This window comes from Agrobacterium sp. 5Ca50, from assembly GCF_055381905.1.
The window spans coordinates 374,299-398,293 of sequence record NZ_AP026438.1; the positions used below are offsets into that span (position 1 = coordinate 374,299).

The following is a 23,995-nucleotide window of genomic DNA, read 5'->3' on the forward strand; positions in this document are numbered from 1 at the left end:
CTCATGGCAACGGCCTCTTCGGAAAACAAACAAAGTCTTGCACGCTGGTTGGTAGTAGCAGTTCCTTATTTCTGGCTGCTGCTGTTTTTTGCCGTACCGTTTTTTATCATTGTCAAAATATCGCTGTCTGCTACGGCGATTGCCATGCCGCCTTATACGCCGGTTTTTGAGGGTTTCGGCGCTATCGGCGATTTTCTGTCGCAACTCAATTTTGACAATTACCTCTTTCTCACCGAAGACGCACTTTACGTGAATGCCTATTTTTCTTCGGTAAGAATTGCCTTCATTTCAACGCTGATGTTGCTGCTGATCGGATATCCGATGGCACTTGCCATGGCGCGTGCACCGTCCACCATTCGCCCGACCTTGGTGATGCTTGTGATCCTGCCATTCTGGACTTCGTTCCTGATCCGCGTTTACTCATGGATCGGAATTCTGAAACCAGAGGGGCTGTTGACGGTGTTCCTGCAATGGCTGGGACTTATGGCGCCTGATCAGCAGGTCCATATCTTCCGTACGGAAACGGCCGTGTTTATCGGCATGGTCTATTCCTATCTGCCATTCATGGTTTTGCCGCTTTATTCAGCCTTGGAAAAACTCGACAATACCCTATTGGAAGCGGCAACCGACCTTGGTTGCCCACCATGGAAAGCCTTTTGGAAAATTACCTTCCCGCTTTCCATGCCGGGGGTGATTGCTGGCTCGATGATCTGCTTCATCCCGATTACCGGTGAATTTGTTATCCCTGATCTGCTGGGTGGTGCGGAAACATTGATGATCGGCAAGACATTGTGGACCGAGTTCTTCGGTAACCGTGACTGGCCAATTGCCTCGGCTGTTGCCGTTCTGCTTCTTCTGGTGCTGGTGGTTCCGATCGCCATCTTCCAGAACCAGCAGCAGAAAGCGTGAGGGCAGGGCAATGAAAAACAGAAAGTTCGACGTAACCGTCCTTACCCTTGGGTTCGCGTTTCTCTACATCCCGATCATCATTCTGGTGATCTATTCGTTCAATGCCTCGAAGTTGGTCACTGTATGGGGTGGTTTCTCCCTGCAATGGTACAGTGCCATGTGGTCAAACCAGGGTCTGATGGATGCCGCCTGGGTGACAGCCCGGGTCGGTGTATTGAGCGCCACCCTTGGCACGATCCTCGGCACATTGGCAGCGCTGTCGCTGGTACGTTTTGCCCGTTTTCCGGGACGCATGCTGTTTTCCGGTATGATCTATGCACCGCTCGTCATGCCGGAAGTCATCACCGGGCTTTCGCTATTGCTGTTGTTTGTGGCGGTTGGTGTCGACAGAGGTTTCTGGACGGTGGTCATTGCCCACACCACATTCACCATGTGTTACGTGGCAATCGTCGTGCAATCACGCCTTTTGACCTTTGACCGCAGCCTTGAAGAAGCAGCGCAGGATCTTGGTTGCCCACCTGTCAAAACTTTCTTCCGCATTACCTTGCCACTTATTCTCCCGGCGGTTCTGGCAGGCTGGATGCTGGCATTTACCCTGTCGCTTGACGACCTGGTTATTGCCAGCTTTGCGACAGGTCCGGGAGCCACGACGCTGCCCATCAAGATCTACTCGCAGGTTCGCCTTGGCGTGACACCGGAAATCAATGCGATATGTACGATCCTGATCGGTCTGGTCACCATGGGTGTGATCTTTGCGTCGATTGCCTCGAAACGGACCGAACTGCAACGCATTCGTGATGAGCACGCGGCGGCCAAGGCTGCGGCAGGCTGAACAGCATTGTAGGTTTGAACCTATCAGGCGCGTCAGGGTCAAACTCTGGCGCGCTTTTGCATTCGGCTCTAAGGCAATCCGGTGTCGGTTTAAGGCATGTGTCAAAAGACATGCGCGAGTTTTTGCCATTGATAGATTGGGGCGGTTTTTAACACACTGTTAAGAGGCGTTTGACAAAAGTAAACCAACGTGGGGCCATCCGATGAGTGGATGGCGCAAGGACCTCTGGTCCTACAGACATGATGTCGGCCTACTCCTCCTTTCGTTGAACAGCATTAATTTTTAAGGCAGCGTTAGCTGCCTTTCTTTTTGGGTGATTACTCAGACGGTCGCTGTTCGAGCGATCGTGAAACCAGTGCCACCGGAATAAGCCCTGCTGCAATGATGATGATGGCCGCGACAGATGCATCCTGCACCTTGGAGCGCGAGGCATCTTCATAGACAAGTGTTGCCAGCGTATTGAAGCTGAATGGGCGCAGCAGAATTGTCGCTGACAATTCTTTCAAAGATTCGATAAACACCAATAGCGATGCGGTCAGCGCTGCCGGCCGCATATTGGGAATGAGCACCGAGACAAGCGTTTGCAGTTTTGTGCGGCCCAGAGTGCGTGACGCCATATCCATATGTGGTGAAAGCTTCTGGAAGCCGGCATCCAGCGATCCTTCTGCCATGGTCATGAAACGCACTGTGCTTGCGTAGATGATCGCAAAGGCCGTTCCGCTCATCATCAGACCGGTTGAATAGCCAAATGTGCCGCGCATGAAAGCGTCGACCTGATTGTCAAAGCCGGCAAGCGGAATAAGCACGCCAATCGCCAGAACCGTGCCGGGTATTCCGTAACCCAGCGAGGCGACCCGGCCAGCTGTGCGTGTCACTGGTGAGGAATTGGCGCGGGCGGCATAGGACAGCACGAAACCCATGGCAAGTGTAAGGCAGGCCGCGGTGCCTGAAACAGACAGGCTATGCCATAGGGCTTCCAGCAGCTTAGGAGACAGAAATCCGTCAAGCCTTTTGGCCGCATAGGTGCCAAGCACCAGAACGGGAATGGCAAAACCGGTCAAAACCGGTATCGCACAGGTAACGGTCGCCAGCCATTTCCTGGGACCGGTTAGCGGTTTCAGCAGAAACCGTTGCGCCATCATCGTGGTTTTCGGGGTGGAAAAGCGTTGACGTTTACGCGCTGTTCTCTCCAACAGGATCAGCGCACCAACAATCAGCAGTACCACCGCAGCAATCTGCGTGGCGCCAGCCAAGCTGCCACGGTTCAACCATGTTTCGTAGATCGTGAAGGTAAGTGTCTGCACACCGAGATATTCGACAGCGCCGATATCATTGAGTGTTTCCATAAGCACCAGTGTCAGTCCGATCATGATCGCCGGGCGCGCCATCGGCAATTGCACCTGCCAGAAAATCCGCCAGGAAGAAGCGCCCATGGTACGCGCAGCTTCGGCCGCAAACCGTCCCTGCATACTGAACGCCGACCGGGCAGACAGATAGATGTAAGGGTAAAGTACTGAGCTGAGCACCAGCACCGCGCCACCCAGCGAGCGAATGTCCGGAAACCAGTAATCCTTGATGCTGTGATAGCCGAACAGGCTACGCACTGCCGACTGCAATGGCCCGGTAAAATCGAAAAATTCGCCGAAGGCATAGGCCGCCAGATAGGCGGGGATGGCGAGCGGCAGAACGAGCGCCAGAGACAGGATACGCCGCAGCGGAAATTCGAACGTCGTGACCAGCCAGGCGGTCAAGGCACCGAAGAAAGTTGCCAGCAAGCCGGTGCACAACAACAGCAATACCGTCCTACCACCGGCGCGTGGCAACACATAGGCAAACAAATGCTCCCAGTTTCCAACACCACCGCTCATGGCAATCCAGAAAACCGCAATGATGGGAATGGCGACCACGAGCGCCACGAGAATTGCAATGAGACTCAACAGGTTAAAGCGTGTGCTTGGCCCGGAGACATGCTGGAGACTGGTATCGGCTGACTGCAATTGTCTGATCCTTCCACCGGCTGTCCGGCAGAAATCCGTTACTGCAAAAGAAGTCCGCTATTTACAGCATCGTTACTCAAACAGGAACTGCTTTCATAAAGCATCATGTGAAAATCCCGCGGCAAAAGCACGCTGTCAAAAGCGGCCGCGGATTTGCGTGGCGAAGTTAACGTAAAAAGGGCGTTGCATTCCTGTGACGGGATGCAACGCCCTCTTAAAAATAATTCACTCAGGTGGCGAGAACGCGCTGCGAGGGAAAGTTGATTTCAACCAGCGTGCCTTCATTTTGCGAAGAACTGATCGAAAAATTCGCCCGGTTCGCATCAACCATCGCCTTGGTCAGCGGCAGGCCGAGGCCGGTACCATCGCCACGAATGCGGTTGCTGGACGCCACCTGCCGGAAAGGCTTCATCGCCTGTTCCAGTTCGGAACGGCTCATGCCGATGCCGGTGTCGCGAATACGCAGGTTGACACTGCCATTCGGCTCGTAGGCGGTTGACACAACAATCTGCCCGCCAGCCGGTGTGAAGCGGATGGCGTTGGAAAGAATGTTGAGCACGATCTGCTTGATCGAACGAAGATCGGCCACAATGGCGGGAACCGACTGCGACAGCGACGTGCGGATGATGACGCGCTGGTTGTTGGCCTGTGGCTGCACCAGCGATACCGCTTCGGAGATCGTTTCGTTCAGTTCAACAGCCACGAAATCGAGATCCATCTGGCCGGCTTCGATTTTCGAGATATCGAGCAGATCATTGACGATATCCAGCACATGGCGTCCAGAGCGGCCAATATCATTGGCATATTCGACATAACGCGGGTGTCCAATCGGCCCGAAACGTTCCGTTGCCATCATGTCGGCAAAACCGATAATGGCGTTAAGCGGCGTGCGAATTTCATGACTGACGCGGGCAAGGAAGTCGGTCTTGTGCGCGTTGGCGGTTTCCGCCACACGCTTTGCATTGCGCAATTCTTCTTCGGTACGTTTCCACTGGGTAATGTCGCGGATGACCGCGCAGAACCCTCTGGAAGACTTGAGCCGCCCAATGGTCATGAACAGCGGCAGGAAACCACCGCTTGCTTCGCGGCCGATAACGTCACGGCCGTCGTTCAGAACACTGGCGACACCATTGTTCGACAGGCCCGAAAGATAATCGAGAACGGCCTTCTGGCTTTCATGCGCAAACAGAACAACGAAGGGTTTGCCGCTGATCTCGCCATTGTCGTAATTGAACAAGGCGCTGGCAGACCTGTTGAGGGAGCGTATGGTGCCTTCCTCGTCCAGGATGACGATGCCATCAGTTGCCGTTTCGAGGATCGAGTGCAACTCATCGACTTCACCCTGCAATGTCTCGACCGCAAGGGTGTTCGCAGGAGCTTCGATCACCTCGGCCACTGGAGTGACAGGGGCTGGCTCCACGACCTTGTGGACCGGCACCAGCGACAACATCAGTGCGGCGGCGCCATTCCAGCGAATGGACTGCAGGCGGGCATTGACGGGAATCAGATCGTTTTCGGCACTTACGGCAACCATGCCGCCGCTGCCTTCGCCGATATTCTCCAGATCCTGTCTTTGCAGCAGCGCGTCAATGCCACCAACCGAAGCCAGTTCCTCAACAGAGCTATAGCCAGTCAGACGCAGGAAATCCGGGTTGGCGTGAATAAGGTCGTCGCCTGTGTGGATGAGCAGCGCCAGCGGCAGCGCATCAACGGTTTCTTCCGTCAATGTACCGACCTCACGGGCAGATGGCGCTTCGTGTTCCACCTCGGTGATCTCAGGTTCTACGTCGGTAACCTCAGGCGCTTCCGGTGCGTCAGCCTCTGACGTGGCTGTGATTTCTTCTTCTGCCGGTGTCAGCTCGTCAGTGAGCGAGATGGGCGCTTCAACAGCGATCTCTTCAGAAACGTCCGAGACATCAGCAACCGGGCTTTCCAGCTCAACCTCTTGCACGGGTGACAGAGGCTCGGACACCGGCGCAGGTTCCAATTCGTCCTTGGGCGTCAACTGGCGCGCAATTTCACGGAATGCAGCCTGTTCGCCGGGGCTCAAGCCATCGCGCCCACGGGAACGATGTTCTTCCAGCTGAATGATCTTGTCCGAGAAACGTCGATTTGGGGTTTCGCTGATCCGAAGCACAGGAACTTCTTCGTGCGGCGGCTGCAAAGCGGCAGGCTTTCCGCGTTCTGCTTCGCTCTGCTCCTCCGCGACGATAACCGGCTCGTCGGTCAGTTCGGCTTCCGGCTCATGGTCTTCGACCTCGGCGACTGGCGCCTCGTCTGCCTGTGGCTCTTCCTGAGGCAGAATAGTCTCGGCCTCTGGCAGCGTCGTGTCGACCACGTCTACCAAAGGAGCGATATCGGTTTCGGCAAGTGTCAGGCCGATAGCATGCGGGTCTTCAACGGCATCGGCCAATCTCACGATGCCGAAACCGCGAAAACCGTCAAACTCGCGGGTGCGCGTATAGGTCGGCAGGGCTGCCAGATCGATCGGCACAACAAGTGATGTGCCTTCGACCGGCCAGAAAATCGTTTTGCCGGACCATGTGTCACGTTTGCTGAGCAGTTCGGTAATCTTGCCGTCCTTGTCGAGGTTCAGCAGGCTCGAAACATCCGCAAAGGACATGCCCTCGACAGCGGCAGAGCGCGGTCCGACCGCTTCGGCAAATTCGTGCGAGATCGAACTGAAGCAACCATTCGCATCGATTTTCCAGACAAACCGCGAAGCCCGGGCCGATGGGTTGAATATGAATGTGCCCGCCGCCGCAGATGGTGCGTCGTCAGCCTGTTCAATTTCTTCGGCCACAGCTTCTGTTTCTAAAACAGTTTCTACAGCTACATCCGCGACGGTAACTGGTTCGATGTCGTCAAAAACAGGAAAGTCGAGGTCCTTGGAGCGCTCATCATAATTTTCGGTAACAGAGCGCTGTACTTCTTCCTCTGCAACATCAATGTTTTCCTCAGCCTCAGCCTCAGCCTCAGCCTCAGCCTCAGCCTCAGCCTCAGCCTCAGCCCGTTCAGGCGCTTCAACGTCAGAGAAGATCAGCGACGCCTGCGCATCAAGTGCTTCCGACGCATCAAACTCTTCGTCCTGCTGCGGCAGATCTTCAATGGTGGCGATATCGTTGATCAGTGTCTCGAATTTGTTTTCAGCTGGTTCAATAACCTGTTCTGTCACCTCTACAGCTGCCACGGGCGCTGCCAGAGCGACATCGTCTTGCTCACTGCCGTCGAAAACCGGGTCGAGTGTCCCGATTGCAGTTTCCACCACAAACAACAGGTTCATGATCGGTGTCTGGCTAAGCTGGCCGGTCGCAGCTGGCAAATAACCCTTGCCGGTTGGAATAGGGCGCTTAACCAGATGCCCGGCTTGATGCTGGGTCATTGTTGTCAGCGTTTTTACGGTATTAGGCGTGATGCCGAGATTGCGAAAATTATCCGACGCAGCAAGGATCAGCCCACTCTCATCCAGCACCGCCAAATGAATGTCGGGATCGCTGAAACCTTCGATCATGCGATTTGCACAGTCCTGCGCCGACGGTTGTTGCACATCAACGGGCGATGCAAAAAGAATGGCCTGGGTATTGTTATCGACCTCGATCAGTTCGACGATTGCCTTCACCGGAAAGGTTCTGAAACCCGCGGCAATACGCGCGGTAAAAAACTGGGAATCGCCAACGGCGGATAGCTTGCTCGCCGCCATCGAAATCTGTCGGAAGGTGATATCCTGCGGCTTCGGGCCATGATCCACAAAATCATAGATTGAAGGCGTGCCGAACAGCGAGGCGCCGCGACCGTTTGCCCACAGGACATGTTCGAGATCGACAGAAAACAACACGAGGGCTTCGCCCCGGCCAAAACGGTCACGCACACGCTCATGAACAGCTATATCTATGAAAGGATATTGAACGGCGGGCATCTCGAAACCTATTCTGGTACTGCTGACCCCAGCATGTTTCTGTCGCTTTTCCTCATGAAAAGCCAAGCATTAATGCGTACAGGGCATGTTAACAGAATATTAAATAACTTCCCAGCGCGCGGCGGTCCATAATCACCAGCAGGGAATTGGCAAACAGAGTTAATTGCCAGAAGTTTGGTTGTTGGTGGGCCTGCGGTCAATGATCGGCATTTGCTATTCCACGTCTTTTTTTGTAAAAAGTTCAAAGGGTCTTGCAAAAACGGAAAACACCCCGTATGTGACCCCCATAGCGGCCTTGCGGCCGGTCGTGTGCGGTTGTAGCTCAGTTGGTTAGAGCGCAGGTTTGTGGCACCTGAGGTCGGTGGTTCAACTCCACTCAACCGTACCATTTTTCCACATAAATTCAGACAGTTGTAAGACGCTAGGGATGTAAAAAGCCCCGGTTGCCCTGTCTGCTATGGTTTCTCACCATGTGACCGCTTTCTGGAGTTTTCGCAAATTTGCGTCCGGTGCGCCCGGTTTGTGTGTTCAGATCGAAATCACCGGCTTTGAAACGCGACTTGTGGCGCACTACGCCTAAAGCAGCACATTGATTCGCTTAAACGCGATTTTATCTCAACATTCTAACTGCATCTGTTTGTCGTTCAGGCAATCACTTTGGCGAGACTGAAAATGCGACAGATGAGGTCAAGCCACAGCAGAATGTCGCAAATCAGAACATCCTGATGTGTGAGAAGCCCAGTATTTTCATACAGTTTTTACGCACGGTCCCACAGCAAAGCATCATTCATTGCCTCGATATAGCGAGTGGTGCAGCATGGGGGAAAGGCCCGCAATGCAGGCCGACAAACGTTCCGTCACACGCTCTCCATCAAACGAATGCATTCTGTTGTGAGGAAAGCAGTTTTCGGGCTTGTGGTTGATTGACGAATCGCGCGCAATAACTACTATATGTAGCGTTCTAGGTTCTTCCGGTCGCAAGACATGGAAGCTAAGATGGGAATATGGTGAGCCAGCGTAGTCAGGCGATGCCATAGCTGCCCCCGCAACTGTAAGCGGATAGCGTCTACTTAATTCCGTCACTGAAGCATGTGTGCTTTGGGAAGACTGGGTATGATGCCGTGACCCGCGAGCCAGGAGACCTGCCTCGAACAAGACAATCCACGGGCGGGGTGTCCGAAGGGTGCGTGTTATCCCAGGCATAGCTTGGCATGCGCACATTTGACCCCTGCCAAAGCTTCGGGGTGAAAGCATGCTGTATGAAATACGTGTTCCGTTCGTCATGACGCGCGCGCGGTATTTAATCTGATGTGATTTCAGACCCCCGAGAATTTTAAGAACCAACGGTTTTGTCGTCAAGACGTAACCGAATGCATCCGCTTGCCCAATTTTATCGACCAACGAGGAACGTCATGAATATCACCGTCTACAGCAAACCTGCATGCGTACAGTGCACGGCCACGACACGCGCTCTCGAGCGACAGGGTATTGCGTACAATGTCATCGATGTTTCCGTTGATGATCAGGCGCTGATGCATGTGCAGAATCTCGGTTACCGTCAGGTGCCGGTTGTTGTGGCGGGTGACACCCATTGGGCCGGTTTCAGGCCGGATATGATCAGCACGCTGTCGTGACGGACGATCGGCATGGGGCTGATAGTCTATTATTCATCGACATCGGAAAACACCCGCCGTTTTGTTGAAAAGCTGGGGTTTCGGGCGCTGCGCCTACCAGTTGCGGCAGATCAGGTCCCGCCGCTGGTGACAGAACCCTATGTGCTCGTCGTGCCGACCTATGGTGGTGGCGGCGCAAAAGGTGCGGTGCCGAAACCGGTTATCCAGTTTTTGAACTCTACGGAAAATCGAAGCTTAATTCGCGGTGTTATCGCCGCTGGAAACACCAATTTCGGCGAGGCCTACTGCCTTGCCGGTGACATCATATCCCACAAATGCGACGTGCCCTTTCTCTACAAATTCGAGCTGTTGGGTACCGGGGAAGATGTTGCGAAAGCCAAACATGGATTGGAACGATTTTGGACGTCACAACACTCGAGCGCCCACTAAAGGCGGGTGAAACGGCGCTGGATTATCACGCGCTGAACGCGATGCTGAACCTCTATGATGAGGATGGCAAAATCCAGCTCGACAAGGACAAGCTGGCGGCACGGCAATATTTTCTGCAACACGTCAACCAGAACACGGTCTTTTTCCATAACCTGCGGGAAAAGCTCGATTATCTGGTCCTGGAAGGCTATTACGAACAGGAGGTTCTGGACCAGTATTCCTTCAATTTCGTGCGTGATCTTTTCGACGAAGCCTATGCGCGTAAATTCCGCTTCCCGACCTTCCTGGGTGCGTTCAAATATTACACCAGCTACACGCTGAAAACCTTTGACGGCAAGCGTTACCTTGAGCGCTACGAAGATCGTATCTGCATGGTGGCGCTGACGCTGGCGCGCGGTAATGAGCAGCTGGCCCGCGACCTGATGAATGAGGTGATTTCCGGTCGTTTCCAGCCGGCAACGCCGACATTTCTCAATGCCGGTAAAAAGCAACGCGGCGAGCTGGTGTCTTGCTTCCTGTTGCGCATCGAAGACAACATGGAAAGCATTGGCCGCTCCATCAATTCCGCCCTGCAATTGTCCAAGCGTGGCGGCGGTGTCGCCCTGTCCCTGACCAACGTCCGCGAAATGGGCGCACCGATCAAGAACATCGAAAACCAGTCATCCGGGGTCATTCCGGTGATGAAACTGCTGGAAGACGCATTTTCCTATGCCAATCAGCTCGGCGCACGCCAGGGGGCAGGGGCGGTTTATCTGCATGCGCACCACCCTGACATCATGCGGTTTCTCGACACCAAGCGCGAAAATGCCGATGAAAAAATCCGCATCAAGACCCTGTCGCTCGGCGTGGTCATTCCCGACATCACCTTTGAGCTGGCAAAGAACAACGAGGATATGTACCTCTTCTCGCCTTATGACGTGGAGCGGGTTTACGGTGTGCCGTTTACCGAGATTTCGGTGACTGAAAAATACCGCGAAATGGTTGCCGACAGCCGCATTCGCAAGAAGAAGATCAAGGCGCGCGAGTTCTTCCAGATCATTGCAGAAATCCAGTTCGAGAGCGGTTATCCATACATCATGTTCGAGGATACGGTGAACCGGGAAAACCCTGTTGCCGGTCGTATCACCATGAGCAATCTGTGCTCCGAAATCCTGCAGGTCAGCGACGCAAGTGTCTTTAATGATGACCTTTCCTACAGCCATATGGGCAAGGATATTTCCTGCAATCTCGGTTCTTTGAATATTGCTGCCGCGATGGACTCTGCAGATTTTGGCGCCACCATCGAGACTGCAATTCGCGCTTTGACCGCCGTTTCGCAGATGAGCCATATCTTATCCGTGCCATCGGTCGCAAAGGGCAATGAGGAAAGCCACGCGATTGGTCTCGGCCAGATGAACTTGCACGGTTATCTCGCCCGCGAGCGCATTTATTATGGTTCACCAGAAGGCGTCGATTTTACCAATATCTATTTCTACACTGTGGCTTACCACGCAGTCCGCGCATCGAACCGGCTGGCTACGGAACTTGGTGAAAGCTTCAAGGGCTTTGAAAACTCCAAATATGCGTCCGGCGAATATTTCGACAAATACACACAGCGCGAATGGACGCCTGCGACTGAGAGGGTTCAGGAACTGTTTGAAAAGGCCGGTATTCACATTCCGACCCAGGACGACTGGCAGGAATTGAAAGAAGCGGTCATGACATCTGGACTCTATAACCAGAACCTGCAGGCCGTGCCGCCAACCGGCTCGATCTCCTACATCAACCACTCGACGTCATCGATCCATCCGATTGTCTCGAAAATCGAGATCCGCAAGGAAGGCAAGATTGGCCGCGTCTATTATCCCGCAGCCTATCTGACCAATGACAATCTTGAATATTATCAGGATGCCTATGAGATCGGTCCTGAAAAGATCATCGATACCTATGCCGCGGCCACGCAACATGTCGATCAGGGACTGTCGCTGACACTGTTCTTCCGCGACACCGCCACCACCCGCGATATCAATCGCGCCCAGATCTATGCGTGGAAGCAGGGCATCAAGACCATTTATTACATTCGGTTGCGCCAGATGGCGCTGGAAGGCACGCAGGTTCAGGGCTGCGTTTCCTGTACGCTGTAAATTTGAGGGACAAGCAACATGAACATGCAAATCAAGACGGCCAGCCGTCTGCGTGCAATCAACTGGAACCGCATCGAGGACGACAAGGATCTGGAAGTCTGGAACCGTTTGACCGGCAATTTCTGGCTGCCGGAAAAGGTGCCGCTCTCCAATGATATCCCATCCTGGGCAACATTGACCTCGCAGGAACAGCAGCTCACCATCCGTGTGTTTACCGGACTTACACTGCTCGACACCATTCAGAACGGTGTCGGTGCGGTAAAGCTAATGGCAGATGCCACCACGCCGCATGAAGAGGCAGTGCTGTCCAACGTTTCCTTTATGGAGGCGGTGCATGCGCGCTCCTATTCTTCTATCTTCTCGACGCTGTGCCTGACACCTGATGTTGATGATGCCTATCGCTGGTCGGAAGAAAACGAGTTCCTGCAGCGCAAATCGACATTGATCATGGAGCAATATGCCTCCGATGACCCTCTCAAGAAGAAGGTCGCCAGCGTCTTCCTGGAAAGCTTCCTGTTCTATTCCGGCTTTTACCTTCCTATGTATTGGTCCAGCCGCGCCAAGCTGACCAACACGGCTGACTTGATCCGCCTTATCATTCGCGACGAAGCCGTTCACGGTTATTACATCGGCTACAAGTTCCAGCGGGCGCTGGTTCGTCTCAGCGATACCACGAAACAGGAGATCAAGGACTTTGCCTTTGATTTGCTGCTTGAGCTTTATGACAACGAGGCGAAATACACAGAGGAACTCTATGATGGTGTTGGCCTCAGCGAAGACGTCAAGAAATTCCTGCACTACAACGGCAACAAGGCGCTGATGAATCTGGGATATGAGGCCCTGTTTCCGCCGGAAGCATGCAAGGTTAATCCGGCAATTCTTTCAGCGCTTTCACCCAATGCAGACGAAAATCACGACTTCTTTTCCGGCTCTGGTTCGTCCTACGTCATCGGTAAAGCGGTTGCGACTGAGGATGACGACTGGGATTTCTAAACCGCGACCTGTTTGTCCAGTTCGCACGCAAAGTGGGGTGCACTGATTTTTTGTGATTGCGGTTGTGGTGTCAGGCTGCCGCCGCCATTGGGCAAAACAAAAAACGGTTGGCTAAAATGCCGTGTGCTGGTATGTTCTGCCCAACGAAACCTTTAAACGCCTGCGGCATTGCTTCTCGCTTTGCGCGGCGAAATGGACAAGACAGTGACTGACCCCGGCAGCGGCGAAAAGCCGTCAGAATCAGGGGCGTCGACGGTAAACAAGAGCAGAGCGAAACGCTCTCGACGTGGTAAAGGCAAGCGCAACGGTACTAACCGTGGCGCCCAAGTTGCTACGCCGGTTGTTGTCGTCGGTTCCTATGCTGATTCTCAGCATGAAACCTCACCCGGCCAGGATGCCGGTGAGCGCAAGCGCAAACGGCGCAGGCGTTCGCGCGGCAGCGGACAAAATTCCAATCCAGAAACAAAATCTACCAACGATGGTGCGCAAGCCAATGGCCAGGCCGCCAAGGCGGCGGGACCAAATGCCGGTTCACCCGAGGGACGCAAATCTCGCGACCGTCGCCGTGGACACCGCGGGCCGCAAGGCCGGCCGCTGGTTCCGACGCATGTTGCCAAGAACGGCAAGCCGCAAGGCCAGTCGTCCGGGCAGGACGGAACGGGATCGACATCGCGTGGTGATGGTCACCGGCATGGCCAGCGCCAGCACAGCCATGACCGTGATGCGGATCAGGCCGCCGATATGTATGCGGCGCTTGATCTCGGCACCAACAATTGCCGCCTGCTGATTGCCCAGCCAACGCGTCCCGGCCAGTTCCGTGTGGTTGATGCCTTTTCGCGTATCGTGCGCTTGGGAGAGGGGCTGATTTCAACCGGCCGCCTTTCTAATGAAGCGATGGACCGTGCCGTGGAAGCACTGCGCGTTTGTGCTGCAAAACTGTCGGGGCGTCCCATCCGGCGCATGCGCCTGATTGCGACCGAAGCCTGCCGCGCTGCCGAAAACGGGGAGGAGTTCCTTTCCCGCGTCACCCGCGAGACCGGCCTGGACCTCGAAATCATTAGCCGTGAAACTGAAGCGCGTCTTGCTGTCTCCGGTTGCTCGTCGTTGATTGGCCGTGATGCTCGCTCGGTTGTGCTGTTTGATATCGGTGGCGGTTCATCGGAAATTGCCGTTATCCGCGTTGGTGAAAATCGCTCCAACCGTCTTGCCAACCACATCACCCACTGGACATCGCTGCCGGTTGGCGTGGTCACCCTGTCGGAACGTCACGGTGGTCGCGATGTTACACCGCAGGTGTTTTCTGCGATGGTGACCGAAGTTGAAGGCCTTCTCGATTCGTTCGTGTGCCCGCCATTTGCGGCAAGCGACGTACTGGAAGATTTCCACCTGATCGGCACCTCAGGCACGGTCACCACACTGGCAGGTGTCCATCTGGATTTGCCACGGTATGATCGCCGCAAGGTGGATGGATTGTGGTTGTCGGACCGCGAAGTGACAGCTATGCAGAACAAGCTGCTGGATTGGGATTTTGCCGGCCGTGCCGCCAATGCCTGCATTGGCCCGGATCGTGCCGATCTGGTGCTGGCGGGTTGCGCTATTCTGGAGGCCATCCGTCGCCGCTGGCCAGCTCGACGTATGCGGGTCGCGGACCGCGGGCTGCGTGAAGGCCTGTTGACCGATATGATGGCGGATGATGGCGCGTGGCGACGCAATCGTCTCCGCCGCCAGCAAAACGGTGCGAGATAAGGAACAAAGTTTATGAGTAAGCCTCCAGTCGGAAGCAATCGCACCGGCCGCAAAATTGGCCAGAAGGTGAAAAAAACCAAACTCAAGGCGTCATCGCGCCGTTGGATTGAACGCCATATCAATGACCCCTATGTGCAACGCGCCAAGCTGGAAGGCTACCGCGCCCGCGCAGCCTACAAGCTTCTCGAGATCAACGACAAACATCAGATCTTGAAGGGTGCGACCCGCATTATCGACTTGGGTGCCGCTCCGGGCAGCTGGTCGCAGATTGCCGCCAAGGTTACGGATTCGACCGAAGACGATATCCGCGTTGCCGCGATCGACTTCCTTGAGGTCGATCCTATTCCGGGCGTTCGTCTGTTGCAGCTCGACTTCCTTGATCCGACTGCGCCAGAAAAGCTGAAGGAAGCAATCGGCGGCACACCGGATCTGGTATTGTCGGACATGGCAGCGCCGACCACGGGCCATCAGAAAACCGACCATATTCGCACCATGCATCTATGCGAAGTCGCGGCGGACTTTGCCATTGAGGTGTTGGCTGAAGGCGGACACTTCCTTGCAAAAACCTTCCAGGGTGGCACGGAGAAGTCGCTGCTTGATCTGTTGAAGCGCAACTTCAAACAGGTTCTACATATCAAACCTGCGTCATCGCGCTCCGAGTCGGTAGAAATGTTCCTGCTGGCCAAGGGCTTCAAGGGTCGAAAAGATACAGGTGTGGCCGTCCACCATGCCGACGAGCGCGATACTTTGGAGCAGGACGCCGACGAAGACGTCTAAGCGAAAACGTTTCGATCTTTAATGGCTGCGCAGCCCTTTCTAAAGCGCTGCGCAGTGTTGTTTTCCGTTGTTATCTGATTTTCGGACGATGCCCGGATATTGCTTCACCTGCGTTTTTATCCAGGCGGAACAGCGGTATCAGGGCGAGAAGCGAAAATGCCGCGACAATCACGAATGCCAGATGGAAGTCCGCAAGCTGCAGGTGCGAACCGGTCAATGCGGCACTGACTTCCAGAATGGTCGCCGCAAACGCCACGCCCAGAGCAAGGCTGATCTGTTGCAGAACCGACGACATGGATGTTGCCTGGCTGGCCTGATTGTTGTCGATCTCCGAATAGCTCAGCGCATTTGAGCCGGTGAAGAAGAACGATCGGGCAAAACCAGATACGACAAGAACACTGATGATGATCGCGTGCGGTGTTTCTGGCACAAACAGCGCATTGGCCGCTGTTGTAAACGCGCCAACTACCGAGGCGACAATCAATGTGGTCTTAAACCCCGTCGCGGCGAACATCCGCTTTGCAATAAACTTCGTAGTGATGGCACCGATCGCGCCCGCAAAGGTCACCATGCCGGACTGAAATGCATTCAATCCGAACCCGATCTGCAACATCAGCGGCATCAAGAAGGGAATGGCACCGGTCGAGATACGGAAGATCGTGCCGCTGACCGAGGTTATCCTGAATGTCGTATTCTGGAAAATCTTGAAGTCGAGGATCGGAGCCGGGTGCCTGCGGGCATGAATCACGTAAAGCACGCCAGCGACGATACCGGTGAGAATTGAGACGATGCCGATGGTCGGCGGCAGAGCGGGAAGGCTGATAACCGAAACACCGAAAACCACGCCCGATGCGGCGACGGATGACAGAATAAAACCTCTCACATCCATGGCCGGCGGATTGGTGGTTTCGATCACCGGCAAGTATATGCTGGACAGCACGATACCGGCGACACCGATCGGGATGTTGATCAGGAAAATCCAGTGCCAGGAAAAATAGGTCGTGATGAAGCCGCCAACCGGTGGTCCCGTCAGCGGGCCAAGCAGCGCTGGGATGGTGAGCAAGGCCATGGCCGATACAAGTTCCTTGCGGTCTGTTGTGCGCAACAGGACGAGACGACCAACCGGCGTCATCATTGCGCCGCCCATGCCCTGCAAGAAGCGCGAAAGCACGAATTCTGCCAATGAACCGGATACCGCACAGAACAGCGAACCCACCATGAAGACGCCGATGGCCAGCCGGAAGATGGTCTTGGCGCCAAATTTGTCAGCCATCCATCCGCTGATCGGAATGAAGATTGCCAATGCCACCATGTAGGAGGTGAGGGCCAGCTTGAGAGTAATCGGCCCGACATTGAGGTCCTGGGCAATAGTCGGCAAGGCTGTTGCAATAACGGTGGAATCCATCTGCTCCATGAACAATGCCACGGCAAGAATAAGCGGTATGATGCGGTTCATGGGAAATGCCTGCGCTGCGCTTGTGATCAGGTTCACACGGTGTGTGTTTAGTTTCTATGTGGGCTAATGCCAATTGCTTTGTCATTGATTTGACATCCATCACGTGTGTGTGATGTTTCATCTAAGTGGTATCAACGTCTTAGTCTTGTCTGCATACTCCTGTCCAAATGAAAACGGACATTTTTTTGAGGAGACAGGACAATGGCTGAGATTTCAAAAATCGGCAGACGCGTACTTCTGGGATCTGCCGGAACAGGTGTACTGGCTGCTCCGTTTATCATGGCGCGTGCGTCGATGGCGCAAACCGCGCAACCACAAACATCCATGGAGATAAACCACGCTATGGGGCCGGAAACAAATCGCTTCAAGCTTGGCAATTTCGAGGTTCTGGTCATCAAGGACGGTGCAGCCGTATCGGGACCGCCAAACGAAACCTTTGGCACCAACCAGTCTGCCGAAGCGGTCGGCGCACTTTTGGAAGAGAACTTTCTTCCCAAGGACAAGTTCGTCAACAGCTTTGCACCCGTCATGATCAATACCGGGTCCGAGCGCGTGCTGTTTGATACCGGCTTTGGTGAGGCTGGCCGCGCCAACGGCAATGGACGCCTGCAGGAAGGCCTGGCTGCAGCTGGTTACAAGCCCGAGAATATCTCGATCGTTGTCCTGACCCACATGCATGGCGACCATATTGGCGGCCTGATGGAGAAAGACGCACCGGCATTCCCCAACGCTCGTTATGTGGCAGGCAAGGTCGAATATGATTTTTGGACCAGCGACGCTCGCGTCGGAACTCCTGCCGAAAACGGCCACAAGGGTGTGCTCGGCAAGGTGAAGCCACTGGCAGACAAGATGACCTTTATCGGTGAAGGTGCTGAAGTTGTCTCAGGCATTACCGGTATCGAGGCTTTCGGCCACTCTCCCGGCCATATGATTTTTCGGGTGGAGTCGGAAGGTCGCCAACTTGTTCTGACCGCTGATACAGCCAACCATTATGTGCTGTCGTTGCAGCGTCCGGAATGGGAAGTGCGTTTCGACATGGACAAGGCTGCCGCTGCGGCAACCCGCAAAAAAGTCTTTGATATGATTGCGACCGACAAGCTGGCATTCCTCGGGTACCACATGCCATTCCCCTCCGTCGGTTATGTCGAAAAGCAGGACCAGGGCTACAGGTTCGTGCCGAAGTCCTACCAATTTGACCTGTAATAGCCTCCCGTTTTGGTTGAAACACAACGAGCTATGCATAATAGTGTGAGCTGATCAGCAGGCCCGGATTCATGAATCCGGGTTTTTGCTATTTCCTTCCTGTCATAGACGTGTTACCAGCCCTCGCCAACTTCCAAGAACTCCTTGTGAAACCACCGGTGGATGATTCCTCCCGGCGGATACCCTATTCTTTAATGAAGGAAATTGGCATGGCACGCATTATTCAAACGCCCACAGGTTTGGACGCCCTCACTTTCGACGATGTGCTCTTGCAGCCGGGACACTCCGAAGTGATGCCGGGCCAGACGAATATTTCGACGCGTATCGCACGTGATATCGACCTGAACCTGCCTATTCTTTCCTCCGCAATGGACACCGTCACGGAAAGCCGCCTGGCGATTGCCATGGCACAAGCCGGTGGTATCGGTGTTATCCACCGCAACCTTACCCCTGCTGAACAGGCTGAAGAAGTTCGTCAGGTGAAGAAATTCGAAAGCGGCATGGTTGTAAACCCGGTCACTATCGGTCCGGATGCCAGCCTTGCTGAAGCCCAGAGCCTGATGAAGGCACACGGCATTTCCGGTATTCCGGTTGTCGAAAACGGCGGTCAGGGCGGCCACAAAACAGGCCGTCTGGTTGGTATCCTCACCAACCGTGATGTTCGTTTTGCTTCCGATCCAGCTCAGAAAATCTACGAACTGATGACCCGCGAAAACCTCGTGACGGTCAAGGAAAGCAGTGTTGACCAGCAGGAAGCGCGTCGCCTTCTGCACAAGCACCGCATTGAAAAGCTGCTCGTGGTAGACGCCCAGGGCAACTGCGTTGGCCTCATCACTGTCAAGGACATCGAAAAGTCGCAGCTCAACCCGAATGCGACAAAGGATGCGCAGGGTCGATTGCGTGCCGCAGCTGCCATCAGCGTTGGCGATGACGCACGTGACCGTGCAGAACGCCTGATCGATGCCGGCGTGGACATCCTTGTTGTTGACACCGCCCATGGCCATTCGCAGCGCGTTCTCGACGCTGTTGCACAGGTCAAGAAGATGTCGAACGCTGTTCGCATCATCGCCGGTAACGTCGCGACAGCAGACGGCACCAAGGCGCTGATCGATGCAGGTGCTGACGCCGTCAAGGTTGGTATCGGCCCAGGTTCGATCTGCACCACACGTATCGTCGCAGGCGTTGGCGTTCCGCAGCTTGCAGCCATCATGTCGGCCGTTGATGCAGCACAGTCCCTGGACATCCCTGTGATCGCCGATGGTGGTATCAAGTTCTCCGGCGACCTCGCCAAGGCTATCGCTGCTGGTGCATCTGCCGTGATGATCGGTTCGCTGCTGGCCGGTACGGATGAAAGCCCAGGCGAAGTGTTCCTCTATCAGGGCCGCTCCTTCAAGGCTTACCGTGGCATGGGCTCCGTTGGCGCAATGGCACGCGGTTCCGCAGACCGTTATTTCCAGGCCGAAGTTCGCGACACTCTGAAGCTGGTTCCCGAGGGCATTGAAGGTCAGGTTCCGTACAAGGGCCCGGTTTCCGGCGTTCTGCACCAGCTGGCAGGCGGCCTGAAGGCTGCTATGGGCTATGTCGGTGGCGCAACCATTCCTGAATTCCAGGACCGCGCGACATTTGTTCGTATTTCCGGTGCCGGCCTGCGCGAAAGCCACGCCCATGACGTGACGATTACCCGCGAGAGCCCGAATTATCCGGGCAGCGTTTGATCCTTACGCAGGCTAGGTTGACGGCCAATTGAATTTTTGTGCGCTCCCTGATCCAGATCGGGTCAGGGAGCGTAACTATGAATACCGATGAAGGAGAACCCGCATGTCACCCACAACCGCAATGTTCTGGCCGATGATTGCGCATGCTTTCCTTGTTTTCGGTCTTTATTGCTTGCTTTTCATTCGACGGAAAAAATACACCTTCCTCAACGCGGAAGCGGCGCGCCGTTTCAGGGATGCCGGTGAGGAGGCGCGCGAGAGCCAGTTGGTCAACAAGAATATTGCCAACCAGTTCGAACTTCCCGTGCTGTTCCACGCGGCATGCTTGTTGCTCTACATCACTGATGCGGACAATATCGTCACTATCGTGCTGGGATGGATTTTTGTGCTTTCGCGTTACGCCCATTCCTACTTTCATGTCACCAGCAACCGCCTGCGTTATCGTGCACCGGCATTTGCCATCGGCTTTGCCGCGTTGGTCTGCATGTGGGGCTGGATGGTAATTTGGCTGGCATTTGAATAGTGGCGACTGCCGCAAAACTGCGACACTGTGAGAAACGAAACCGTTTTCTCTTGCGATAGATCAACTCTACTGAATGTTGTTGTTCTATCCTTCGACCGTTCTATGGTTGAAGGAGGCAAGACAAATGGCAGCAATGATGAAGGCCGCAGTCGTCAGGGAATTTGGCAAACCGCTTTCTATTGAAGAGGTGCCAATTCCCGATCCGGGCCCCGGCGAAATCCTCATGAAATATGAGGCGACCGGCGTTTGCCACACGGATTTGCACGCAGCAAACGGTGACTGGCCGGTTAAGCCCAATCCACCCTTTATTCCCGGCCATGAAGGCGTTGGTTATGTCGCCAAGATTGGCGCTGGCGTAACCGGCATCAAGGAAGGTGACCGTGCTGGCACGCCTTGGCTCTACAGTGCCTGCGGTTGCTGCGTTCCATGCCGCACCGGCTGGGAGACATTGTGCGCCGAACAGAAAAACTCCGGTTATTCTGTGAATGGCAGCTTTGCGCAATATGGCCTTGCCGATCCGAAATATGTTGGCCGTCTGCCTGACAATCTCGATTTCGGCCCTGCGGCTCCCGTGCTGTGCGCCGGTGTGACCGTCTACAAAGGCCTGAAGGAAACCGAGGTGAAACCCGGTGAATGGGTGGTCATTTCCGGTATCGGCGGTCTTGGCCACATGGCGGTGCAATATGCAAAGGCTATGGGCATGCATGTGGTTGCAGCTGATATTTTTGACGACAAGCTGGAACTGGCGAAAAAGCTCGGTGCGGATATCGTCGTTAACGGCAAGGCGCCGGATGCGATTGAGCAAGTGCAGAAAGCAACCAAGGGTGTTCACGGTGCATTGGTAACAGCCGTTTCGCCGAAGGCTATGGAGCAGGCCTTTGGTTTCCTGCGTTCCAAGGGCACGATGGCGCTGGTCGGTCTGCCACCGGGTTACATTTCCCTGCCGGTGTTCGATACGGTGTTGAAGCGCATTACAGTGCGCGGCTCGATTGTCGGTACGCGACAGGATCTTGAGGAATCCCTGACCTTTGCAGGTGAGGGCAAGGTGGCCGCCCACTTCTCATGGGACAAGCTGGAAAACATCAATGATATTTTCCACCGCATGGAGGAAGGCAAGATCGACGGCCGTATCGTTGTCGATCTGAACTAGTCTTTCACATGTCCGACAGCCTGTGTTTCTTTCGAAGCACAGGCTGTTATCATCTGTGCCAGTGCCGCCATGTCGTCCGCACGGGCGCTGGAGCGTCGCCAGGCGAGGCCAATCTGCCGGGATGGCTGCGGCTCGGCAAAGGCAACGATCCTCAGATTGTTGCGTTTGGTTTCCAAGGGTACCGCGATCTCGGGAATAAGTGTCATGCCCATATCGTGGGACACCATCTGCAGCAGCGTGGTCATCGACGTTGCACCAAAATTCACCAGACTACGTTTGCCGGCTGTGCCACACACCGCCAGTGCCTGGTCGCGCAGGCAATGACCTTCTTCCAGAAGCAGCAACCTGTTCATGTCGACCTGCGCTTCGGTCATCGGGGAGGAGAGCACGCTGTCTTCATTGCTGGCAACGGCCATGTAAAAGCGGTCCGTAAACAGCACCTGGCTGGCAAGTGATTCGTCATCCAGCGGCAGGGCAGCAATCACCGCGTCCAACTTACCTTCAAGCAGGTCACTGCGCAGCCGGTCTGTGACGGCTTCCTTCAATTCGATTTCAATGCGTGGATAGGTTTGGCGCAGTCGCGGTATCAGTTGTGGCACAAGATAAGGTGCAATGGTTGGAATGATGCCGATACGAACCGGACCCTCCAGCACACCCGACCCCTTGCGGGCCGTTGCCTCAAGCTGATCGACCTCAGCAAGAATTGCCCGGGCATGCTGTAATATTTCCATGCCTTTTTGGGTTATAATGACCCCGCTGCGGCTCCGCTCTACCAGCTTTACGCCGAGATGGTTCTCCATCTCCATAATCTGGGCCGATAGCGCTGGCTGACTGATGTTGGCTGCACGGGCCGCTCTTCCAAAGTGAAGTGTGTTGGACAGAGTTTCAAAATACCGCATTTGCCGAAGTGTAATCATGATAGGAAAATCCTATCGGAAATGAACGTAAATACAATTGGAAATTATGGAAAGGGGATGCCAAAAAACCAGTGTTAGAAGTATTCTAGACAAGCGTCCGGCCCGATTGCCGGTGACTTGCTGCCATCGAGAGTGAACCCAAAAGGAGGAAATCTTGGCTGATCGCCCGACAATGACAACCAGCGCAGGATCACCAATTCCTGATAACCAGAATTCCCTGAGTGCAGGCGAGCGTGGCCCGCTTCTGCTGCAGGACTACCAGTTGATTGAAAAACTGGCACATCAGAACCGTGAACGTATTCCTGAGCGTGCCGTTCACGCCAAGGGTTGGGGTGCCTATGGCACGTTGAAGATCACTGGCGATATCTCCCGTTACACAAAGGCCAAGGCCTTGCAGCCGGGCGCTGAGACGCCGTTGATCCTGCGCTTCTCCACAGTGGCCGGTGAGCAGGGCGCTGCCGACGCCGAACGTGACGTGCGCGGTTTTGCCATCAAGTTCTACACCGAAGAAGGCAACTGGGATCTTGTCGGCAACAATACGCCGGTGTTCTTTGTCCGCGATCCAGTCAAGTTCCCTGATTTCATCCACACGCAGAAACGTCATCCGCGTACTAATATGCGTTCGGCAACTGCCATGTGGGATTTCTGGTCGCTGTCGCCTGAAAGCCTGCACCAGGTGACGATCCTGATGTCCGACCGTGGTCTGCCAACCGACGTTCGTCACATCAATGGTTATGGTTCACACACGTATTCCTTCTGGAATGATGCCGGTGAACGTTATTGGGTAAAATTCCACTTCAAGACCCAGCAGGGCCACAAGCACTGGACCAATGAAGAGGCCGAAACCGTTATCGGTAAAACCCGCGAGTCGACGCAGGAAGACCTATTCAACGCACTGGAAGCTGGTGAATATCCGCGTTGGACTGTACAGGTTCAGATCATGCCGGAAATGGATGCCGAAAAGACATCCTATAACCCGTTCGATCTGACCAAGGTCTGGCCACATGCCGAGTACCCACCGATCGATATCGGCGTGATGGAGCTGAACCGTAACCCGGACAACTACTTCACCGAAATCGAAAACGCTGCTTTCTCGCCGTCCAACATCGTGCCAGGCATCGGTTATTCGCCAGACAAGATGCTGCAGGCGCGCGTGTTCTCTTATGCGGACGCCCACCGTCACCGCCTCGGTACCCACTACGAGAACATTCCGGTCAACGCTCCGAAGTGTCCCGTGCATCACTACCATCGCGATGGCCAGATGAATACTTACGGTGGTATCAAGACCGGTAACCCGGATGCCTATTACGAGCCAAACTCGTTTAATGGCCCGGTAGAACAGCCGGCTGCAAAGGAGCCACCACTGCGTATCTCCGGTGATGCCGCTCGTTACAACCACCGTATCGGCAACGACGATTACAGCCAGCCGCGCGCGCTCTTCAACCTATTCGATGCAGGCCAGAAGCAGCGTCTGTTCTCCAACATTGCTGCAGCCATGGGTGGTGTGCCCGGCTTTATCGTCGAGCGCCAGCTTGCGCATTTCCGCCAGGTTCATCCGGACTATGAAGCCGGTGTAAGAGCTGCCCTGAAGGCCGCTCACGGTTATCAGGCCGATACGATCAGCGCAGCCGAGTGACGACTAAACTGCCAGTTGAAAACGGAAAGCCGGGCTTTT

Annotated in this window: 17 protein-coding genes, 1 tRNA gene and 1 riboswitch; of the genes, 14 read left to right on the forward strand and 4 right to left on the reverse strand. The window is 54.8% G+C overall.

Translation table 11 applies throughout. From position 1 onward, the window contains the following. Positions 1 to 3: 3 nt before the first annotated feature. Both ACZ5FM_RS01790 and ACZ5FM_RS01795 read left to right on the forward strand, forming a co-directional pair. On the forward strand, positions 4 to 909 hold the full coding sequence (locus tag ACZ5FM_RS01790; protein WP_259147418.1) for an ABC transporter permease subunit: 906 nt from the start codon (positions 4 to 6) through the stop codon (positions 907 to 909). 10 nt (positions 910 to 919) lie between these two features. Next, positions 920 to 1,741 carry an ABC transporter permease gene (locus ACZ5FM_RS01795; RefSeq protein WP_192487048.1) on the forward strand — a complete coding sequence of 274 codons (822 nt, stop codon included), beginning with the start codon at positions 920 to 922 and terminating at the stop codon, positions 1,739 to 1,741. A 317-nt stretch (positions 1,742 to 2,058) separates the two neighbouring features. On the opposite strand, the gene ACZ5FM_RS01800 is transcribed toward ACZ5FM_RS01795, so the two are convergent. Both ACZ5FM_RS01800 and ACZ5FM_RS01805 read right to left on the reverse strand, forming a co-directional pair. Further along, the gene (locus ACZ5FM_RS01800) at positions 2,059 to 3,609 is read right to left on the reverse strand and encodes an ABC transporter permease (protein WP_464040409.1); all 1,551 of its coding nucleotides are present in this window, start codon (positions 3,607 to 3,609) and stop codon (positions 2,059 to 2,061) included. Between the two features lie 358 nt (positions 3,610 to 3,967). Continuing rightward, entirely contained in the window at positions 3,968 to 7,654 is a 3,687-nt protein-coding gene (locus ACZ5FM_RS01805; protein ID WP_464039526.1) for an ATP-binding protein, read from the reverse strand. A 311-nt stretch (positions 7,655 to 7,965) separates the two neighbouring features. Between ACZ5FM_RS01805 and ACZ5FM_RS01810 the strand changes: the two genes are divergently transcribed. From ACZ5FM_RS01810 to ACZ5FM_RS01840, 7 genes are all read left to right on the forward strand, one after another. Then, a tRNA-His gene (locus ACZ5FM_RS01810) sits at positions 7,966 to 8,042 on the forward strand. A 558-nt stretch (positions 8,043 to 8,600) separates the two neighbouring features. Beyond that, positions 8,601 to 8,818, forward strand: a riboswitch (cobalamin riboswitch). Between the two features lie 248 nt (positions 8,819 to 9,066). Continuing rightward, entirely contained in the window at positions 9,067 to 9,288 is a 222-nt protein-coding gene (nrdH, locus tag ACZ5FM_RS01815) for a glutaredoxin-like protein NrdH (protein WP_192487051.1), read from the forward strand. Between the two features lie 12 nt (positions 9,289 to 9,300). After that, a complete protein-coding gene (gene nrdI, locus ACZ5FM_RS01820; protein WP_275640571.1) occupies positions 9,301 to 9,717 on the forward strand; it encodes a class Ib ribonucleoside-diphosphate reductase assembly flavoprotein NrdI in 417 nt (138 codons plus the stop codon). Continuing rightward, positions 9,687 to 11,840: a class 1b ribonucleoside-diphosphate reductase subunit alpha gene (gene nrdE / locus ACZ5FM_RS01825; RefSeq protein ID WP_464039528.1), complete on the forward strand. Its 2,154-nt coding sequence runs from the start codon at positions 9,687 to 9,689 to the stop codon at positions 11,838 to 11,840. Before nrdI ends, nrdE begins: the two co-directional genes overlap by 31 nt. 18 nt (positions 11,841 to 11,858) lie before the next feature. Further along, entirely contained in the window at positions 11,859 to 12,833 is a 975-nt protein-coding gene (gene nrdF / locus ACZ5FM_RS01830; protein ID WP_464039529.1) for a class 1b ribonucleoside-diphosphate reductase subunit beta, read from the forward strand. Positions 12,834 to 13,025: 192 nt separating this feature from the next. Next, positions 13,026 to 14,579, forward strand: coding sequence for a Ppx/GppA phosphatase family protein (locus ACZ5FM_RS01835; RefSeq protein ID WP_464039530.1), 1,554 nt, complete (start codon positions 13,026 to 13,028; stop codon positions 14,577 to 14,579). Positions 14,580 to 14,591: 12 nt separating this feature from the next. Beyond that, the gene (locus ACZ5FM_RS01840; RefSeq protein ID WP_464039531.1) at positions 14,592 to 15,356 is read left to right on the forward strand and encodes an RlmE family RNA methyltransferase; all 765 of its coding nucleotides are present in this window, start codon (positions 14,592 to 14,594) and stop codon (positions 15,354 to 15,356) included. Positions 15,357 to 15,426: 70 nt separating this feature from the next. Here ACZ5FM_RS01840 and ACZ5FM_RS01845 read toward each other — a convergent pair whose 3' ends face one another. Then, positions 15,427 to 16,812, reverse strand: a complete 1,386-nt coding sequence (locus ACZ5FM_RS01845) for an MDR family MFS transporter (RefSeq protein ID WP_464039532.1) — start codon at positions 16,810 to 16,812, stop codon at positions 15,427 to 15,429. Positions 16,813 to 17,013: 201 nt separating this feature from the next. Here ACZ5FM_RS01845 and ACZ5FM_RS01850 point away from each other — a divergent pair, with 201 nt between their 5' ends. The 4 genes from ACZ5FM_RS01850 to adhP all read left to right on the forward strand — a co-directional run bounded on the left by ACZ5FM_RS01850 (position 17,014) and on the right by adhP (position 21,403). After that, positions 17,014 to 18,015 (forward strand): MBL fold metallo-hydrolase, encoded by a 1,002-nt coding sequence (locus tag ACZ5FM_RS01850; RefSeq protein ID WP_464039533.1) that lies wholly within the window; start codon positions 17,014 to 17,016, stop codon positions 18,013 to 18,015. A 209-nt stretch (positions 18,016 to 18,224) separates the two neighbouring features. Further along, positions 18,225 to 19,730 (forward strand): IMP dehydrogenase, encoded by a 1,506-nt coding sequence (gene guaB, locus ACZ5FM_RS01855; RefSeq protein ID WP_192487059.1) that lies wholly within the window; start codon positions 18,225 to 18,227, stop codon positions 19,728 to 19,730. 121 nt (positions 19,731 to 19,851) lie between these two features. Continuing rightward, on the forward strand, positions 19,852 to 20,253 hold the full coding sequence (locus ACZ5FM_RS01860) for an MAPEG family protein (RefSeq protein ID WP_192487840.1): 402 nt from the start codon (positions 19,852 to 19,854) through the stop codon (positions 20,251 to 20,253). A 124-nt stretch (positions 20,254 to 20,377) separates the two neighbouring features. Continuing rightward, positions 20,378 to 21,403, forward strand: coding sequence for an alcohol dehydrogenase AdhP (adhP, locus tag ACZ5FM_RS01865; protein WP_250983613.1), 1,026 nt, complete (start codon positions 20,378 to 20,380; stop codon positions 21,401 to 21,403). Here adhP and ACZ5FM_RS01870 read toward each other — a convergent pair. Then, complete coding sequence (locus ACZ5FM_RS01870; protein ID WP_275640577.1) at positions 21,400 to 22,320, reverse strand: hydrogen peroxide-inducible genes activator; 921 nt, start codon at positions 22,318 to 22,320, stop codon at positions 21,400 to 21,402. The two genes, adhP and ACZ5FM_RS01870, sit on opposite strands and share 4 nt — an antisense overlap. A 154-nt stretch (positions 22,321 to 22,474) precedes the next feature. Here ACZ5FM_RS01870 and katA point away from each other — a divergent pair, with 154 nt between their 5' ends. Continuing rightward, entirely contained in the window at positions 22,475 to 23,956 is a 1,482-nt protein-coding gene (katA, locus tag ACZ5FM_RS01875; protein ID WP_464039534.1) for a catalase KatA, read from the forward strand. Positions 23,957 to 23,995: the final 39 nt, after the last annotated feature.

Coding starts and splice junctions, on each gene's coding strand:
- guaB (WP_192487059.1), top strand. CDS start 18,225: ATGGCACGCATTATTCAAACGCCCACAGGTTTGGACGCCCTCACTTTC.
- ACZ5FM_RS01850 (WP_464039533.1), top strand. CDS start 17,014: ATGGCTGAGATTTCAAAAATCGGCAGACGCGTACTTCTGGGATCTGCC.
- ACZ5FM_RS01840 (WP_464039531.1), top strand. CDS start 14,592: ATGAGTAAGCCTCCAGTCGGAAGCAATCGCACCGGCCGCAAAATTGGC.
- ACZ5FM_RS01845 (WP_464039532.1), bottom strand. CDS start 16,812: ATGAACCGCATCATACCGCTTATTCTTGCCGTGGCATTGTTCATGGAG.
- ACZ5FM_RS01870 (WP_275640577.1), bottom strand. CDS start 22,320: ATGATTACACTTCGGCAAATGCGGTATTTTGAAACTCTGTCCAACACA.
- ACZ5FM_RS01790 (WP_259147418.1), top strand. CDS start 4: ATGGCAACGGCCTCTTCGGAAAACAAACAAAGTCTTGCACGCTGGTTG.
- ACZ5FM_RS01800 (WP_464040409.1), bottom strand. CDS start 3,609: ATGAGCGGTGGTGTTGGAAACTGGGAGCATTTGTTTGCCTATGTGTTG.
- nrdI (WP_275640571.1), top strand. CDS start 9,301: ATGGGGCTGATAGTCTATTATTCATCGACATCGGAAAACACCCGCCGT.
- ACZ5FM_RS01795 (WP_192487048.1), top strand. CDS start 920: ATGAAAAACAGAAAGTTCGACGTAACCGTCCTTACCCTTGGGTTCGCG.
- nrdH (WP_192487051.1), top strand. CDS start 9,067: ATGAATATCACCGTCTACAGCAAACCTGCATGCGTACAGTGCACGGCC.
- ACZ5FM_RS01835 (WP_464039530.1), top strand. CDS start 13,026: ATGGACAAGACAGTGACTGACCCCGGCAGCGGCGAAAAGCCGTCAGAA.
- nrdF (WP_464039529.1), top strand. CDS start 11,859: ATGAACATGCAAATCAAGACGGCCAGCCGTCTGCGTGCAATCAACTGG.
- adhP (WP_250983613.1), top strand. CDS start 20,378: ATGGCAGCAATGATGAAGGCCGCAGTCGTCAGGGAATTTGGCAAACCG.
- ACZ5FM_RS01805 (WP_464039526.1), bottom strand. CDS start 7,654: ATGCCCGCCGTTCAATATCCTTTCATAGATATAGCTGTTCATGAGCGT.
- ACZ5FM_RS01860 (WP_192487840.1), top strand. CDS start 19,852: ATGTTCTGGCCGATGATTGCGCATGCTTTCCTTGTTTTCGGTCTTTAT.